This is a genomic window from Microcystis sp. M165S2, from assembly GCF_020245885.1.
Classification (GTDB): Bacteria; Cyanobacteriota; Cyanobacteriia; order Cyanobacteriales; family Microcystaceae; genus Microcystis.
This window is the reverse complement of sequence record NZ_JADBTZ010000415.1, coordinates 1-15032: the sequence shown is the minus strand read 5'-3', so window position 1 is coordinate 15032 and position 15032 is coordinate 1. Positions and strand designations below refer to the sequence as shown.

General features: G+C 42.3%; 13 protein-coding genes and 2 pseudogenes. 5 read left to right on the top strand and 10 right to left on the bottom strand.

Going from position 1 to position 15032, the window contains the following annotated elements:
* Positions 1–299 precede the first annotated feature (299 nt).
* Together IM479_RS20565 and IM479_RS20560 are read left to right on the top strand one after the other, a co-directional pair.
* On the top strand, positions 300–1310 hold the full coding sequence (locus IM479_RS20565; RefSeq protein ID WP_158199204.1) for an Npun_R2821/Npun_R2822 family protein: 1011 nt from the start codon (positions 300–302) through the stop codon (positions 1308–1310).
* 226 nt (positions 1311–1536) lie between these two features.
* Complete coding sequence (locus IM479_RS20560) at positions 1537–1737, top strand: hypothetical protein (protein ID WP_286825399.1); 201 nt, start codon at positions 1537–1539, stop codon at positions 1735–1737.
* A 96-nt stretch (positions 1738–1833) separates the two neighbouring features.
* Here IM479_RS20560 and IM479_RS20555 read toward each other — a convergent pair whose 3' ends face one another.
* A complete protein-coding gene (locus IM479_RS20555) occupies positions 1834–2655 on the bottom strand; it encodes a sulfotransferase family protein (RefSeq protein ID WP_287686406.1) in 822 nt (273 codons plus the stop codon).
* Between the two features lie 90 nt (positions 2656–2745).
* Between IM479_RS20555 and IM479_RS20550 the strand changes: the two genes are divergently transcribed.
* Together IM479_RS20550 and IM479_RS20545 are read left to right on the top strand one after the other, a co-directional pair.
* Entirely contained in the window at positions 2746–3717 is a 972-nt protein-coding gene (locus IM479_RS20550; RefSeq protein ID WP_287686404.1) for a hypothetical protein, read from the top strand.
* Positions 3718–3968: 251 nt separating this feature from the next.
* On the top strand, positions 3969–4745 hold the full coding sequence (locus tag IM479_RS20545) for a DUF5131 family protein (RefSeq protein WP_287686403.1): 777 nt from the start codon (positions 3969–3971) through the stop codon (positions 4743–4745).
* Here IM479_RS20545 and IM479_RS20540 read toward each other — a convergent pair.
* From IM479_RS20540 to IM479_RS20505, 8 genes and pseudogenes are all read right to left on the bottom strand, one after another.
* Positions 4735–5862 carry a three-Cys-motif partner protein TcmP gene (locus IM479_RS20540; RefSeq protein WP_287686401.1) on the bottom strand — a complete coding sequence of 376 codons (1128 nt, stop codon included), beginning with the start codon at positions 5860–5862 and terminating at the stop codon, positions 4735–4737. The genes IM479_RS20545 and IM479_RS20540 overlap by 11 nt on opposite strands.
* A 183-nt stretch (positions 5863–6045) precedes the next feature.
* A complete protein-coding gene (gene chlP, locus IM479_RS20535; protein WP_002735532.1) occupies positions 6046–7263 on the bottom strand; it encodes a geranylgeranyl reductase in 1218 nt (405 codons plus the stop codon).
* A gap of 249 nt (positions 7264–7512) precedes the next feature.
* A complete protein-coding gene (locus tag IM479_RS20530) occupies positions 7513–8607 on the bottom strand; it encodes a class III poly(R)-hydroxyalkanoic acid synthase subunit PhaC (protein WP_287686400.1) in 1095 nt (364 codons plus the stop codon).
* Between the two features lie 163 nt (positions 8608–8770).
* A pseudogene (gene phaE, locus IM479_RS20525) lies at positions 8771–9765 on the bottom strand (class III poly(R)-hydroxyalkanoic acid synthase subunit PhaE).
* A 79-nt stretch (positions 9766–9844) separates the two neighbouring features.
* Positions 9845–10057 carry a hypothetical protein gene (locus IM479_RS20520; RefSeq protein WP_287686398.1) on the bottom strand — a complete coding sequence of 71 codons (213 nt, stop codon included), beginning with the start codon at positions 10055–10057 and terminating at the stop codon, positions 9845–9847.
* Positions 10041–10292, bottom strand: a pseudogene (locus IM479_RS20515) (BrnT family toxin); the annotation flags it as partial. The gene IM479_RS20520 and the pseudogene IM479_RS20515, both read right to left, overlap by 17 nt.
* A 183-nt stretch (positions 10293–10475) precedes the next feature.
* Entirely contained in the window at positions 10476–11192 is a 717-nt protein-coding gene (gene phaB / locus IM479_RS20510; RefSeq protein WP_286825393.1) for an acetoacetyl-CoA reductase PhaB, read from the bottom strand.
* 12 nt (positions 11193–11204) lie between these two features.
* Positions 11205–12395 carry a thiolase family protein gene (locus IM479_RS20505; protein ID WP_287686396.1) on the bottom strand — a complete coding sequence of 397 codons (1191 nt, stop codon included), beginning with the start codon at positions 12393–12395 and terminating at the stop codon, positions 11205–11207.
* Between the two features lie 219 nt (positions 12396–12614).
* On the opposite strand from IM479_RS20505, the gene IM479_RS20500 reads away from it, so the two are divergent.
* Positions 12615–13772 carry an FAD-dependent oxidoreductase gene (locus tag IM479_RS20500; RefSeq protein ID WP_287686394.1) on the top strand — a complete coding sequence of 386 codons (1158 nt, stop codon included), beginning with the start codon at positions 12615–12617 and terminating at the stop codon, positions 13770–13772.
* A gap of 467 nt (positions 13773–14239) precedes the next feature.
* Here IM479_RS20500 and IM479_RS20495 read toward each other — a convergent pair whose 3' ends face one another.
* Positions 14240–14746, bottom strand: coding sequence for a hypothetical protein (locus tag IM479_RS20495; protein WP_287686392.1), 507 nt, complete (start codon positions 14744–14746; stop codon positions 14240–14242).
* Positions 14747–15032 lie beyond the last annotated feature (286 nt).

Below are 15032 nucleotides of genomic sequence, written 5' to 3'. Positions count from 1 at the left end.
GCATACCGGAACCTTTGGGCTCGACCCAATAAACGCTTGGGGAGAGAATACCTCTACTTTTTCAGAAGCAATTCTGTCTTTCGCAAGTAATCTCTGTGAACCAAGAATCCCCGTCTCTTTAGAGCGGGGAGTGTCAACTCTGTCAATCTTAGGCGTTGCACTTCACTTTTGAATGGGCATTGGCTGATCAGCAGTTAAAGTCATGGCCATAATCTCAAATTACCGAAATTTATCGACAAAAATAAGCTAAACTAACGGCAAAGATAATAGGTTTTGATTTTTTTTCTTCCTGAGCTGCAATGAACTACGGTATTTACACCCTCGGCAATGATGTCGTGTTTGACCAACTGGTGGCCTTGCTGAATAGCATCGCCGTCAATGCGGGTGCGGGTATGCCCGTCTGCGTCATCGCCTACGACGACCGGTTGGAAAAAACCGCCGCCGAAATCGCCACCCGTCCCAATGTCACCCTCTGGAATGACAAAGATCTGTTTAAGCCGTGGGAGGACTTTTCGTTACAAGTCTGGCAAGCTCACCCCACAGCACTGCAACACTGGCAGAAAACCGAAGGCATCCAAGGAGTACGACGGTTGGGTATGAACCGCCGTTACTGTGCCTTTGACCCCAACGCCCCCTTTGAAAAATTCATCTACATTGACGCAGATGCGCTGATTTTGGATGATGTCACCCCTGTGTTTGAACAGCTAGACACTTCTGATGTGGTGACTTACGACTTTCAGTACAAAGACCCCACCCACATTTACAATGTCAATTCACCGAAACTGCTGGAAGTGTTTCCCCAAGAACGGATTGAGGCGGATATCTTTTGTGCTGGGTTCTACGCCTCCAAGCGCGGCTTTATGCTGTCGGAACAAAGGGATTGGCTAGTGGCAAGGCTACAGGAGGGCGAGGCAGAGGTATTGTATCCCTCAGCCCCCAATCAGTCGGTGCTGAACTATATGGTGATGAGATCGCAGCTATCCGTCTCTAACTTAGCGAAAGAATGGCCTGCCACTCGTCGCACCGGCAACGCCGTCACCTCCGCCCATTTCCAACAACGGGATGGGCTATTATACGACCACGACAAACGGGTGATGTATCTGCACTACATTGGTTTATCTTCCTCTCTGTTCACTCGACTTTGTAGCGGTGAAAATCTCGATTTTCCCTATCGAGATATTTTCTTACACTATCGTTATCTCTACCAACCTAGTCAACGTCCTATATTTACAGGTAGTCCCAAACCCTATCAACCACCGACCCCAACCTTTTGGCAAAAAGTAACCAGAAAACTCGGTTTAGGAAAATAATCATTAAGATTGAGAAGATCAATGCCAGAGTTACTAGGGGTTTCACCGGTCTAGATCGTGTCAGACTTATCTGAAATGACTATACATTTTCAAGGTCTAATCTTCTCCATAAGAAGATTCCAGGCGAAAAAAAGCCAAAAAGTAGCGGAATGTATAGCGCGCCACTACATCTCAGAAAAAACCTCTTACAATAGAGACAAATCAGAGATCAATGGGGGTGAACGTCATGTTAGTGATTTTAACCGACGAACACATTGTCGATACGGGTTCTGTCTGTCAGGGCTGTCTTTTAGCCAACCAGCAGGGGCAACCTCGGTGGCGAGAGGGTAAACTAGGCTGTGGTCACTCCTTGGGCAAAGGAGAAAGCCAACAGCCCAATCTCTACGAGTGTCAGATGGGCTTTACAATTGCTAATATTGAAGGCTAATCAGACCTTTTAAATGATCAACTTAGAGTTGAGTTAGGGGGATTTTCTTTGGACTCGGAGGAGAGAATCAAGGCTATTACTAATACCCAATTCAGCTTAGATACAATGACAATAATGGCTGAGGGTTTCGTAGCATCGATCGTAGGCTTTTTGGGCTTGGGTTAAAACAGCGTCAGAAATTTCTATATCTAATTTTCTGGCTTGTTTAATAATTTTACCCGCTTTGATATTCTCGGAAGAATCTCCTATACCGCGGCGGCCAGTGGTTTTTAAAACTCGATATTCTTCAGAAAATCCCGTTTTAGTATCGAGATGACTCTGTAAACTATTAAAGACCAATTGACTTTGGTTTAATACCTGATCGTGGGTGATAAATAAACTCTTTTCTTTGCTGTTAATTAATTGAGCATAACTTTCTAAGGTGGCCAAACGACCAGTATAATAGCCTAGGGCGTGCTGCTCGTTTTGATGGGGTTTAATATCTAGAATACTAGCTAAAGTGCGCTTCGGTTCTCGTAGTAAAAATATGGTCTTAACCAGATCAGATTGCAAAAAACTATGATCTAAAAACTTCTGATCGTGAAGAACTTTATCTAAAATATATTTATGATTCATGTTTAAATCTTTCAAATGCCAGTAGAGTTGAAACATTAAAGTTTTAAAATCCTGTTCACTCTCATAAACCAGATGAGTTTCGCCAAAACCGATAATTTCAGGATTAGAATTGAGGATATGAGTCAATAAAGACGAACCCGAGCGCATATGGCTAAGAATAAATAAAACCTGATAGGGTTGGGGACGAAAGAGAATTTTATAGGGGTCTTTGGGTGTATCAATGCGTACCTGAAAATACTTATAAGTTAAACGATGGGTTAAACCCTGCCAAGATTGGGGTAAGCGATCGAGGGCTATAGTCATAGGTTAATAAGGAATTGTGTCAACTTGTCGCTAAGATTCCCCTATAATGTATCCCATTTAAGACCCAAACAAAAGTGAGGTTTATACAAAATGGGATTGCCAAGTTGTTCGCTCTGGTTTTTTACGGCGCGAACCGATGTCTGGTTTATGATGAACACTATTCCCCATCTAGTCAAAATGAGTCAGTTTCCCTTCGAGGAAAAGGTACTCGCTATTGACACGGCCCCTTTAAGCGGGGAAAAGGTTAATCGCCCCGGACTGGGTACAATGGAGGAATTAAGAGCCTGTGGTGAAAAATTAGTTAAAGATGGCATAATCGATCGCCTAGTGGATTTTAACTACGATCCGGGCTATCGTCAGCGTATCTATCAAAAGCATTTCGGCAGTCCCCTCCGTTCCACCCATAACTACAAAGGTTATCCGATTTTCGGCTCGATCTTCAAAATCGAGCAATGTCGCAGTGATTATATGGTTCATTATGACAGTGACATGATGCTCTACCAAGAACCGGATTACAGTTGGATCCGCGAAGGGATCGAGTTAATGGAAACCCATCCAGAAATGATGTTTGTGCGTCCTTTGTCCGGTCCACCCCGGCCCGATGGTACGATTTATTCTCAGCATCCTTGCAGGAAAAATCCCGACGGATTCTATCAATTTAAATTTTTTGGTAGTCGTGCCTATCTACTTAATTGTCGTCGCTACGATCGCCTTTTACCGATGACCCCTCTCTGGCGCTCTTATAAAAATACCTTTCTCGATCATTTACCCGATGGTTTAAAAGCTTGGGGCAATATTTTTACTGGCAAAGGAAAACTCGACTCTTGGGAAATTATGGTTTCTCGCTCCCTAGAACAAACAAACTACTATCGCGCCACTCTCACCAATGCCAAGGGTTGGACTCTGCACCCCAACGAGCGCTCTCCTGCGTTTAGGCAAGCTTGGCCGACTATTATCAAGAAAATCGAAGCGGGTATTTACCCACCTGAACAAGCTGGTTACTATGACCTGATCCCCGAATTATGGTATCAAAAGAGCGTTATTTCTCTAGATTTGAGGTGAGGTGGTACTTAGAGATTGCTGGTGAAGCGATCGCTCCTTAGATACCATAGCGAGGGTTATGACTTCGTAAGCGCCTGTTGTTTTCGTTAAACGATGTAATATTTTGTATAAAGTGCAACTCATTGACGATTGCGTAATGTAGAAAATGAGTGCGGCGACAATTGTACTTGTCAAACGATGGTATAGTACAAGTAAATTGCTAATTATCGGCAGGTAGCGTCTGTCATAGATATAGCTTGTGGAGTTGAAATATGTCTAGTACACACACTGGTATTGAGTGGACTGATAAAACGTGGAATCCAACAACCGGGTGCGACAAAATTAGCAGTGGTTGTCTGCATTGTTATGCCGAAGCTATTACACAGCGTTTTCCCAAAAACTTTCCCAATGGATTCACCTTGACTTTGCATCCAGAAAGATTGGAAGAACCCTTACGTTGGCGCACTCCCAGTCGAGTTTTCGTCAACTCAATGAGTGATCTTTTTCATGATGATGTGCCTCTCGACTTTATCAGACAAGTTTTCTCCGTTATTCATTCAACGCCTTGGCATATATATCAGATTCTAACAAAGCGACATCAACGTCTAGGTGATTTAGCGTCTAAATTAGATTTTCCCGACAACATTTGGCTAGGTGTATCTGTCGAGAACCAAAACCACACAGATCGGATTGAATCTCTTCGGACAGTGCCTGTTTCAGTGCGCTTCATTTCATGCGAGCCACTTTTAGGACCACTAGAACTTAATTTAACTGGCATTGATTGGGTTATTGTCGGCGGAGAATCTGGGCAAAAACATCGCCAGATGAAACTTGACTGGGCAAGGGATATCCGCGATCAATGTCAAAATTCAGGGGTAGCATTTTTTTTCAAACAAGTTGGGGGAAGAACACCGAAAGCAGGGGGTAGATTACTTGATGATAAAATCTGGGACGAGATGCCTAATGCCTGGAATCAGCATATCCAAAAATGGGGAAGTGTCCCACTTAAATCAGCGAGGCGTTCAGAAAAATTAGAGCTTATTGCTTAACTGGAAATGTAACCTTTAAATCATCCGCAAACGTTCCTTTTCGCCGTTTTTTGCCTGCGGGTGGATGTACTGTGATTTTTCCTTGAGATTCAAGATTTCTAAGGGCATCTTTGTAATTCTTTTTAATGTAAAGTTTTCCCACATGATGCTGGTCGTAAATCTCTGCCATCGTCATAGTTTTACCTGAAAAATTGTCCAACAACATAGATTCCAGTTGATCAAGAGGACGGGTTAGCTCAAAGAGTAATGGTTGTTGAAGAGTTGCAGGATTATACTCAAAAGATGGTACGCCCTGCGTCTGTTCAGAACTCTCTTTAGCCATTATCTCTTTCATAATTTCATAGCCTTTAGGATGCTTGCTTACAAAAATTAGGTGATGGCTAGTACGATTTCCCATTTCATGTCTGAAACGAAATGGAAGAACATATTTACCCCCCATTTCTTTCAAGGCTTCACAGATATATTCTACAACGGTTAACTCACGCTCTTGTGGAGTAAGTGTTTTCAATCGTTCGCGGAGTTGATCTGCTCCTACTTGTCCGAATAGCGCATTTATGTGTTCTTTGACTGCATCATTACTTAAACCCATGTTGATGCGATTGTAATTGAAGAAGAAGATGCAATCACAACCCCAATCTTTGACGACCGAATTAACAAGTTGAAGAGATAGCCCCTTGTAACCCCAAGGATCAACAAAAAGTAAAGTGGGAACTAATTTCATGCTTTGGAAGGTTTTAACTATGTTCTCTCCAACCTCATATTTTGATATTCGAGGGCGGTATTTTAAATTTTCTATGCCTGGAATTGAATCTATAGCTTGTTGAAGAGAATTAACATTTTTGACATCGGCATCGTTAAAGATCGACACCAGCATATTTCGCATATCTGGATCTGCGATGGCAGTTTCTAGAACCTTTACTGGGGTTGATTTTGAGCCATCTTCATATCGTCCTGCACCAGCAAAAAGGTCAACATAAGCGATTTTCTGGTTTGAAGACGATCCCTTCTTAACTTTTGAAATTATAACTTTTGCCCAAGCCCAGAAATATTTCTCAACAATCCTAGCTTTGATCAAGGACTGTTCTTTTTGCTCATTGAAGAAGGAGTTTTTAGTCATAAGCTATATCAATAGTTACGATGCCGAAGGCGCTAGGTAGCGGCAAGTCGCTCTCGTCGGATGCGTTAATCAAATGTAACACACCTTATTTTTGTTTGAATTAGAGAAGATAGGAAGAAACAACCCAAAAGAAAACCCAACCACCGCGATAGGGAGATTGGGTTTTCTGGTTATGAATTGATTTTAAGGAGCTAAAGCGTTACCGCGCAGGAGAGAACCGATGGTTTTAGCAGTAATCTTCATCTGCACGAGAGGATTAGCGGGAACAACGGTTTTATAGAGATAACTGTCAAAAGTCATCTTCTGTACGTCCTTATCGGAACACATTTCCACAAAAGCTTCCCGGGTGGCATCGGTACGGTAGAAAACCCGTTGCAGGATATCTAACACCAGATAGGTCATACCGTATTTCTTATCCCAACGCTTCAGGTAGAGTTTTAACTCGTCCTCTGTGGGAATACGTTGGCCGCCGTTAGTGACTTCGACAATGGTTTCGGCACACATCCGCGCCGATTTAGCGGCGAAATAGATGCCTTCTCCCGAAGACTTAGTAACTGTTCCAGCGGCATCGCCAACGAGGGCCACGCGACCGACTACACGACGAGGACGGGGATGTTCGGGGATGGGGTGAGCTTCCACGCGGATGATTTCGCCACCTTCGAGACGACGGGCCGCGCGAGCGCGAATACCGGCTTGTAGGTCTTTAATCATGGCTTTATTGACCTTCATTGTGCCAGTACCGACAGCGACGTGATCGTATTTGGGGAATACCCAAGCGTAGAAGTCGGGGGATACGTCTTTTCCTACATACATTTCGGCCAGGTCTTCGTAGTAGGCCATTTTATCTTGGGGGAGACGGATGCGTTCTTGGAAAGCGATCGCATAGTTGTAATCCCCGGCATCAATAGCTTTAGCAATGCGGGAATTAGCACCGTCCGCACCGATAACCACATCCACCTTCAGAGATTTCATTTCCCCTTGGGAATTGCCGTGGGAGTGATCAGCGTAGTGTAGGGTATAGGGATCGGTGCTATTGGTGGGAATGTCGAGACCGTAAACGGTTCCGTTGATTAAATGCGCTCCTAATTTATGGGCGCGTTCTCTCATAAAACCGTCGAGGACTTCCCGACGACACATTCCGATATATTCGTCTTGATTATCGAGATTAATATCGACTTCGACGTTAGAGGGGGAGATCATTTTCATTTTTCTCACCCGGCGATCAATAATTTCAGGAGGTAGGTCAAATTCGCTCACCATACAGAGAGGAATCGCTCCACCACAGGGTTTAGCATTATCTAATTTGCGTTCAAATAAATAGGTTTCAATGCCTGCTTTAGCTAATGTTTCTGCCGCCGAAGAACCGGCCGGCCCTGAACCCACAACAGCGACTCTTAACACTCAGGTTTTCTCCTACATACTTACGAGCGAGTACGCTTTGCAGTGTACCACAGGGGTTTAGCCGAAAGGAAGGATATCCTCCGATTCTGCCCGATCTTGCAACAGTGCTTAACATCCTCTGTTACAAAAGTTTATTTTATTGCCTGTAGATTTTTTTTGATCGATGTGTTGTATTGTGTTACACCGATAGAGAAAAAAAGTGCTAAACCCCTCTCCCAAACTGGGAAAAGGGGATATTTTCGAGGATTGTTAACCTCTTGCTTTTAACCAATCGCTAATAGCGGGGGGTAAATCCCGTTGCACTTTGCCACTGACATACATTCCGATATGTCCGACCGGAAAAGCACAAGCGGTATAGTCAGAAGTACCGATATAATTCCCTAAAGCGAGGGAAGAAGCGGGAGGTACAAGGTGATCTTTATCCGCATAAAGATTGAGAATTGGCATGGTCAGATTGTGTAAATCTACCCGTTTATCTCCTAACATCACTTCCCCTTTAATCAGTTTATTTTGCTGATAGAAATCCTTGAGAAACTGTCGATAGGATTCTCCCGCTTGGTCGGGACTATCAAAAATCCATTTTTCCATACGCAGAAAATTAACTAATTTTGATTCGTCTTCCATGATGTCAGGAAAATCAAGATATTTCTGATAACCTAACTGCAAAGGTTTCAATTCTAGAAACTCTAAGTTGAGAAAATCTCCCGGAATATTGCCCATAGCATCTACCATTAAATCGATGTCTAATGCTTCGGAGCCTAAGGAACATCCCCCCCGCATATTTAAGAGGGTCTCGGTTTGATAAAAGTCCACCGGTGTCACCATTGTCACCAGATTTTTTATCTTATCGGGATAGAGGGAACTATAGCATAAACTAAAGGTTCCTCCCTGACAGATTCCTAACAGATTAATCTTGTCGAGATGGTGACTTTGACGAATAAAATCGACGCAATTATCGACATAATCATTGATATAATCATCAAGGGTTAACCAGCGATCGCTTCTCGTGGGATATCCCCAATCAATTAAGTAGATATCTAAGCCTAATTTCAGCAGATTTGCCACTAAAGAACGCCCCTCCTGTAAATCTACCATGTAGGGACGATTGACCAAAGCATAAACCATCAGCAAGGGAATCTCGAAGGGTTTTTCGACCACGGTTTTAAAGTGATAGAGAATGATTTTATCTTCCCGATAAACTGCTTCTTTTTCCGAGACTCCACACTGAATATCTTCTTCTTTAACTCGTTTGAGATTGTCTAAACCTTTGAGATTTTTCTGAGTTAATTCTAGATAATCTTGGGTAAAGTCTTCCAGTTTCACTTGCGTCAAAAATGGCCACATAATTTAATTCTCCTAGAGAAGTGGGGATTTTTCAGTGAGCAGTGAACAGTAAACAGTAATCAGTGAAAAGAAAGTTCCGAAGTTTTCACCTAACACTATATACTTAAAACTGCAATCCGATAACTGATAACTGATAGCTTACCTGATTGTCAAGTACAATTAACTAATTGTTACTTTCTACTGCTTTTTTTCTCCTAAAGTTTTTTTGAGACTTTTTACCTCTTTGCGTAATTCATAGATAGTCCGATGAATTTCATCGACTTCGCTGCGGGTAGGCAGATTCATTGATCGCAGGTAAATTTCCATTAAATCCTGCTGTTTGAGGCGATAATCATTGAGGGAATTAATAAATTTTCCCCGTACTTTTAGGTTTTCTGGTTGACAAAAAGCCTTTTCAAAAATATCATCGGCGACTACACTCCACACATCTTGAAATTCTCGCCAATTCTTGACAGGTTGACCTTTTTGTGCTAGGAAAACTAATTTTTTAGTTAAAGCTTCAAAGGATTTAACTTGAATATCAGCCAGCACAATTTGATAGTTAATACTAGCTTGATAAAGAACCCGCCAAGTTTCAAAACTATCGAGTAATTTGCGGTTAAATTCTCGCGGCAATCCCAATAAAGGCATCTGTAACCATTGGCCAAAAGTTTCATCATAAAACTTCTGCCAGTAGATATTATTCAGTTCGATCAAAGAAGAAGTATTACCTAACCAAGCTTTGGTTATTGTGTCATTTGACAGGACGAAAGGATCGAACCATAAATGATTGAGACTTTGCAATTGTTGTAGGTAAATTGTCCATAGTTGACTGACATCTTGACTACTTTTGGAAGTGGTGGCAGTAAAACTATTCAGTTGACCGCGCATCTGTTGGGTATAATTATTTAAAATTGTTTGCCAGTCTTCTCCTGTTTGCATTTTCGGGAAGATACTTTCCCAAGCTTCCACCGATAATTTTAGGAATTTGATCAATAAATCCCGATTATCAAAATAGCGCTGGGTTGCCTCTTGCAATTCTGGTTTAATATTGCCCATGGCCGGGGGTATTGCCCCCATCATATCAAACCAACTTGACCACATTTTTGTCCCGGTTTCTGTCCAAAGATTGACGTAATCGGCGGCCATCTCACTCCAAGCTTGTGTCGGTTTATCCATTATTTTTGACCTTTTCCTTTAACGCTGATTTCGGTAGTTTAATAACCCATCCTACACCTGATAACTGATAACTGATAAGTCATATTTTTCCAGACTTGGTAATTTTTGCTAGTAATCTTAACGCTTCATTGACTGAGGCTGAATCTTGAAAAATTTCCGCCACATCGGGATCGAGAATGATCACATTACTAGCCTGTCGATAAGCTTCATAATATTTGCCACGAATACCACTGGAAAAGTCATATTCACTCCACATCTCGTCATTAACCGTTTCTTCAGACTCCTGATTCATAATTTTTTCTCTCCTGTTTACTAGCTAAACGGGCGCTAATTAAGCGAATTTCATTTTCTCTTTCTGTATGGGATTTGACTAACAGCTTTTGTAATTTTGACTGTCCTATCATCAGAAAACGAAACTCACCCACTGAATGATCGGGATCGAAAATCGTTACGGCCAATGGATCCCCAAATACGGTCACTGCTTCTTCAAAAGATATACTATGTTTTTTGATGTTGTTATTTGCCTTGTCTTGATCCCATTAAAATTTCATAGATTTATGCCACTATCAAGCAACTTAGCAGCGACAATAACAAACACATTTTCCATCTTTGAATTAGATAACTGATAACTGATAACTGATAACTGATAACTGATAACTGATAACTGATAACTGATAACTGATAACTGATAACTGATAACTGATAACTGATTAAGTGTGATGGGCCCCATTAACTCTGAGGACTTCTCCAGAGACATAACTGCTGGCAATAGGAGAGAGTAAATAGGCAGTTGCCCAGGCGATATCTGCGGGTTCACCGAAGCGACGACAGGGAATTTCTGCGGTGATTTTATCGCGAACTTTCTCGGGAATCGCTAAAGTCATTTCCGTGTTAATAAACCCCGGCGCAATCGCATTGGCGCGAATATTATAACGGGCAGCTTCTCGCGCTAAGGATTTGACTAAACCGATAACTGCCGCTTTTGTGGCCGCGTAGTTAGTTTGGCCGGCATTACCGCGATCACCGGAAATAGAACTAATACAAACGATCGATCCCGCTTGTCGTTCATACATTCCCTCAATAAATGGCTTAATCGTGTGATTAACCCCTTTTAGGTTGACATTAATCACTAAATCCCAATCTAGCGGCGTTAATTTAGGGAAAAAGTTATCTCTGGTAATTCCCGCGTTAGCGACGATGCCATACACTGGTCCCAATTCCGCTTCAATTTGTTGAGCTGCCGCTTCCATCGATTCCAACTTAGTCACGTCGGCCACAATGCCTAAACCCTGGGGATTATCGGTGGCTAAATCCGTGTAAGCCACCTTGGCCCCCAAATCTATCAAAAGAGAGACAATAGCCGCCCCAATGCCTCGATTTCCGCCGGTGACGACGATAACTTTCTCCTCTAGTCCCAGAGATACCATAGCTTTTTCCTCCTAAACTCTTTCAATTGCGATCGCTGTTCCGCCACCGGTCCCATGACAGATGGCCGCCATACCGAGGGTTTTATCCTGTACTTTCAACGCATTAATTAACGTCACCAGAATTCGCGCGCCGGAAGCGCCGATAGGATGACCCAAGGCGATCGCACCACCGTGAACGTTTTGTTTTTCCCTAGCTAACCCGAGATCCATCTCAAACAGGAGATTATTTAAGGCGAAAGCCTCGTTATTTTCCACTAAATCGAATTCATCTAGGGTTTTACCGAGAGAATTCAGTAATTTTTTGACAGCGAGGACGGGGGTTTCTACGAAGCGATAGGTTTCCCCAGCAGCCACGGCCCCGCCAAGGATTTTGGCAATTGGTTTTAAACCGTACTGATCCACGGCTTTTTTACTGGCTAAAAGTAATGCGGCAGCCCCGTCGGAAATTTGACTACTATTACCCGCGGTTAAAACTCCTGACGGACTAAAAGCCGGTCGCAGTTTTCCTAGGCCTTCTGCGGTACTATCGGGACGAATACCCTCATCTTGATCAAGAATTGTGGAACCTTTCTTAGATTTAAGCTCGATCGGCACGATTTCACCCTTAAACCAGCCTTTTTCTGTGGCTGTGGCAGCTCTTTGGTGGGATAAGGCGGCAATTTCGTCTAATGCTTGCCGGGAGCCACCACGATCGAGACAGAGGCGATCGACTTGGGAACCCATGCCCTCAGCCGTGGTAGCATCGGTTAAGCCATCGTGGAGTAATAAATCCGTTAATTGTTCTGGCGCACCCATGAGGAATTTATAACCCCACCGGGCCCGATGGGAGAGAAAAAAGCCGGTTTGGGACATGGATTCGATGCCACCAGCGAGGACGATATCCGCTTCGCCTGCGCGAATTAAGGTAGCAGCATTACTAACGGCAATCATTCCCGAAGAACAAACCATATCCACCCGATATCCGCCCACGGCTAGGGGAATTCCCGCTTTAATCGCCGCTTGCCGGGGAATTAACTGACCATGACCCGCTCCCAAAACATTGCCGAAAATGTACAAATCTAGGGCTTCTGGGGGCAAATTAGCGATTTCTAGGGCGTATTTCATCACTGTTGCCCCTAAATCGGCCGGGGATAATCCCATCAATCCCCCACCAAAACGACCAATTGGAGTCCGGACTGCGGCCACGATATAAACTTCTTGCATAGACTTCTCTCTATTGGGAAGCGAAGATATTAGATAGAATTTGCTTAAGAATATCGAGTCCGAAAAAAGCAAAATCCCAATTTACTGTCATTGGTTAAAAGTTTATGGCCTCGATGCCTTGAGTTTTTGTCTATCTACCCTCGATTTTGCAACAGAATTTCTGGGTAAGAAGATATATTCATTAGAATTTAACTTTTCTGGCAGCAATCCCGTTTTTTTATGGATTTAGTCAAGCGCTTAGTTTTTATCGGTGGGGGTCATAGTCATGCGATCGCCCTTCGTCTTTGGGGACAATCACCCCTAAAAAACGTTCAATTAACTTTAATTAGCGATGTCACCCATACCCCCTATTCGGGAATGTTACCCGGTCACATCGCCGGTTTTTATGATTTTGCTGAGACTCATATCGATTTACCTTCTCTAGCTAGGTATTCTCAAGCGCAATTCTGTTTAGACAAGGCTAATTGCATAGATACGGAAAAATGTCAAGTAATTTGTAATAATTCTTCACCGATTCCCTTTGATTATCTCTCGATCGATATCGGCAGTATCCCGGCAGTAGATAATGTTATCGGTGCTAAAGAGTACGCTATTCCCGCCAAACCAGTGCCGATTTTTCGGGAAGGATGGCAAGAAATCCTCAAAAAAGCGGTTAGTAACCCTAATAATCCTCTCAATATCGTCATTGTTGGTGGTGGTGCGGGCGGGGTAGAATTAGCTTTAAATATGCAGTCCCGTTTGGCAAAAATTCTCAACTCTAGCAGTAATTTGAATTTATCTCTAATTCATCGAGGAAAAAAACTACTACCAGCCCATAATAATTGGGTCGGTCAACGTTTAGAGAAGATTTTTAAACAAAGGGGAATTAGACTATATTTATCAACGGATGTAATAGAAGTAAGACCGGATCAAGTTATCTGTTCATCGGGGTTAGTTTTACCCATAGATTATACAATTTGGGTAACGACTGCCTCGGCCTCTAGTTGGATTAAAGAGTCGGGATTACTGACAGATAAAAAAGGGTTTATTTTAGTGAATAATTATCTGCAATCTCTGTCTCATCCCCATATTTTTGCCGTGGGAGATATTGCCACGATTCCAGATTATCCCCGTCCGAAAGCGGGAGTTTTTGCCGTCCGACAAGGAAAACCTTTATACGATAATTTACAAAGAATTCTGCAAAATCGGCCCTTAAAACCCTATTTTCCCCAGAAAAATTATCTGAGTTTAATCGGTACAGGAGACCAAAAAGCGATCGCATCTTGGGGCGGTTTCGGATGGCAATCACCGTTATTATGGTTATGGAAAGATCGGATCGATCGAGCTTTTATGAGACAATTTGAAAAGCTCTACGATACTTTACCAAAATCTCGATGATTACGAGTTAATAAAATCACTCCACAGGACAGTGCAATCGCTTCGATTCGAGCATCCATCTTTACCAGAAGAATGCTTAGATAATCTGTGTCTAATAAATATCTCATATAGTCATTTCAGATAATTCTGATACAGTCTAGACCGACAAAACCCTTAGGAACTCTGGGATTAATATTCTCAATCTTAATTGAAATGACTATAATTCTAATTGTAGTTGAGCGTCGAGACTTGCTACTCAAATTTCTTAAAAAGGTGCGTTGTCAAATTGAAAGATGATCCGAATCAGCACCGGAACTGAAATTACTTTGATAGCAAGGATTGCATTGCATCTTTCATATTCTGATCTGACAACGCCTAAAAAGGTGCGTTACATTCCCTTAACGCACCCTACAAGATCTAAAGTAAAGTTAGAGAACGAATAAGCATAGGTTTGGTTTCCTTGCGTCAACCCAACCTACAGGGTTTATTTAAGGACAATGTTTGGACTTATCTAATTTATTAATAGCGTTATTTACCCGCATTTTAAATGTTGGATCATTGTAATTTTTTGATGTTTTTAAATTGCAAACCTTTCCATATTCGGATGAATTCCAATCATTAATCTTCGCTAAGGTGTAAGCAATATACAAGTTTTTAAGATATGCGTTCTCTTCCTTGTCACCAACTATGCCGACGATCAAAGCCTTCACCACTAGTGGGTTTGCTTCTGGATCCTTATTGGCTAACTCACTTAAAGTCAAACTTGCATTTTTTCGCTCAGACGTAGTAAATTTTTTAATCAAGTCTTCTATTTGGATTGTTACTTTATCAGATTTAAGCTCTGATATACTCGTCGCTTGTTCTTGTGCTTGTTGTTTGTCTTCAGGAGATGGTGGCTGATTTGAATTGGGTTGTTGTTCTGCAAGTTGCCATAAGATGGATTGACATTTTGTTGCATTGACATTAGCAGCTAGTCGGTTAAAGATAGGACCCAAATCTTCACTGCCATGATAAACAGCATCCGTGATACGTGCGAAATTTTCGCATTCGCTTGGGTTTGTAGAGTAGATTACAGTTCTGTTGGTTAAAAATATTCCATAAATATCCTTTAGTCTATTTTTGTGCGCTTGTTCTTTCAGATCCTGGCTCTTCGGTAATTGTTATGCAAATAATTAACTTAAAATAAAATTCGATGAGAGTGCCTACGCCTAAAAGTAGCTGAAATCTATACAGGGAGACACTTAAGGCACAAATAGGTTAATACCAAAAGATAGACAATTG

Excerpts from the sequence above, each read along its gene's own strand:
- IM479_RS20565 (WP_158199204.1), top strand. The coding sequence starts at position 300 with ATGAACTACGGTATTTACACCCTCGGCAATGATGTCGTGTTTGACCAA.
- IM479_RS20540 (WP_287686401.1), bottom strand. The coding sequence starts at position 5,862 with ATGACTAAAAACTCCTTCTTCAATGAGCAAAAAGAACAGTCCTTGATC.
- IM479_RS20555 (WP_287686406.1), bottom strand. The coding sequence starts at position 2,655 with ATGACTATAGCCCTCGATCGCTTACCCCAATCTTGGCAGGGTTTAACC.
- IM479_RS20545 (WP_287686403.1), top strand. The coding sequence starts at position 3,969 with ATGTCTAGTACACACACTGGTATTGAGTGGACTGATAAAACGTGGAAT.
- IM479_RS20560 (WP_286825399.1), top strand. The coding sequence starts at position 1,537 with ATGTTAGTGATTTTAACCGACGAACACATTGTCGATACGGGTTCTGTC.
- IM479_RS20550 (WP_287686404.1), top strand. The coding sequence starts at position 2,746 with ATGGGATTGCCAAGTTGTTCGCTCTGGTTTTTTACGGCGCGAACCGAT.
- IM479_RS20520 (WP_287686398.1), bottom strand. The coding sequence starts at position 10,057 with ATGAATCAGGAGTCTGAAGAAACGGTTAATGACGAGATGTGGAGTGAA.
- IM479_RS20505 (WP_287686396.1), bottom strand. The coding sequence starts at position 12,395 with ATGCAAGAAGTTTATATCGTGGCCGCAGTCCGGACTCCAATTGGTCGT.
- IM479_RS20530 (WP_287686400.1), bottom strand. The coding sequence starts at position 8,607 with ATGTGGCCATTTTTGACGCAAGTGAAACTGGAAGACTTTACCCAAGAT.
- phaB (WP_286825393.1), bottom strand. The coding sequence starts at position 11,192 with ATGGTATCTCTGGGACTAGAGGAGAAAGTTATCGTCGTCACCGGCGGA.
- IM479_RS20500 (WP_287686394.1), top strand. The coding sequence starts at position 12,615 with ATGGATTTAGTCAAGCGCTTAGTTTTTATCGGTGGGGGTCATAGTCAT.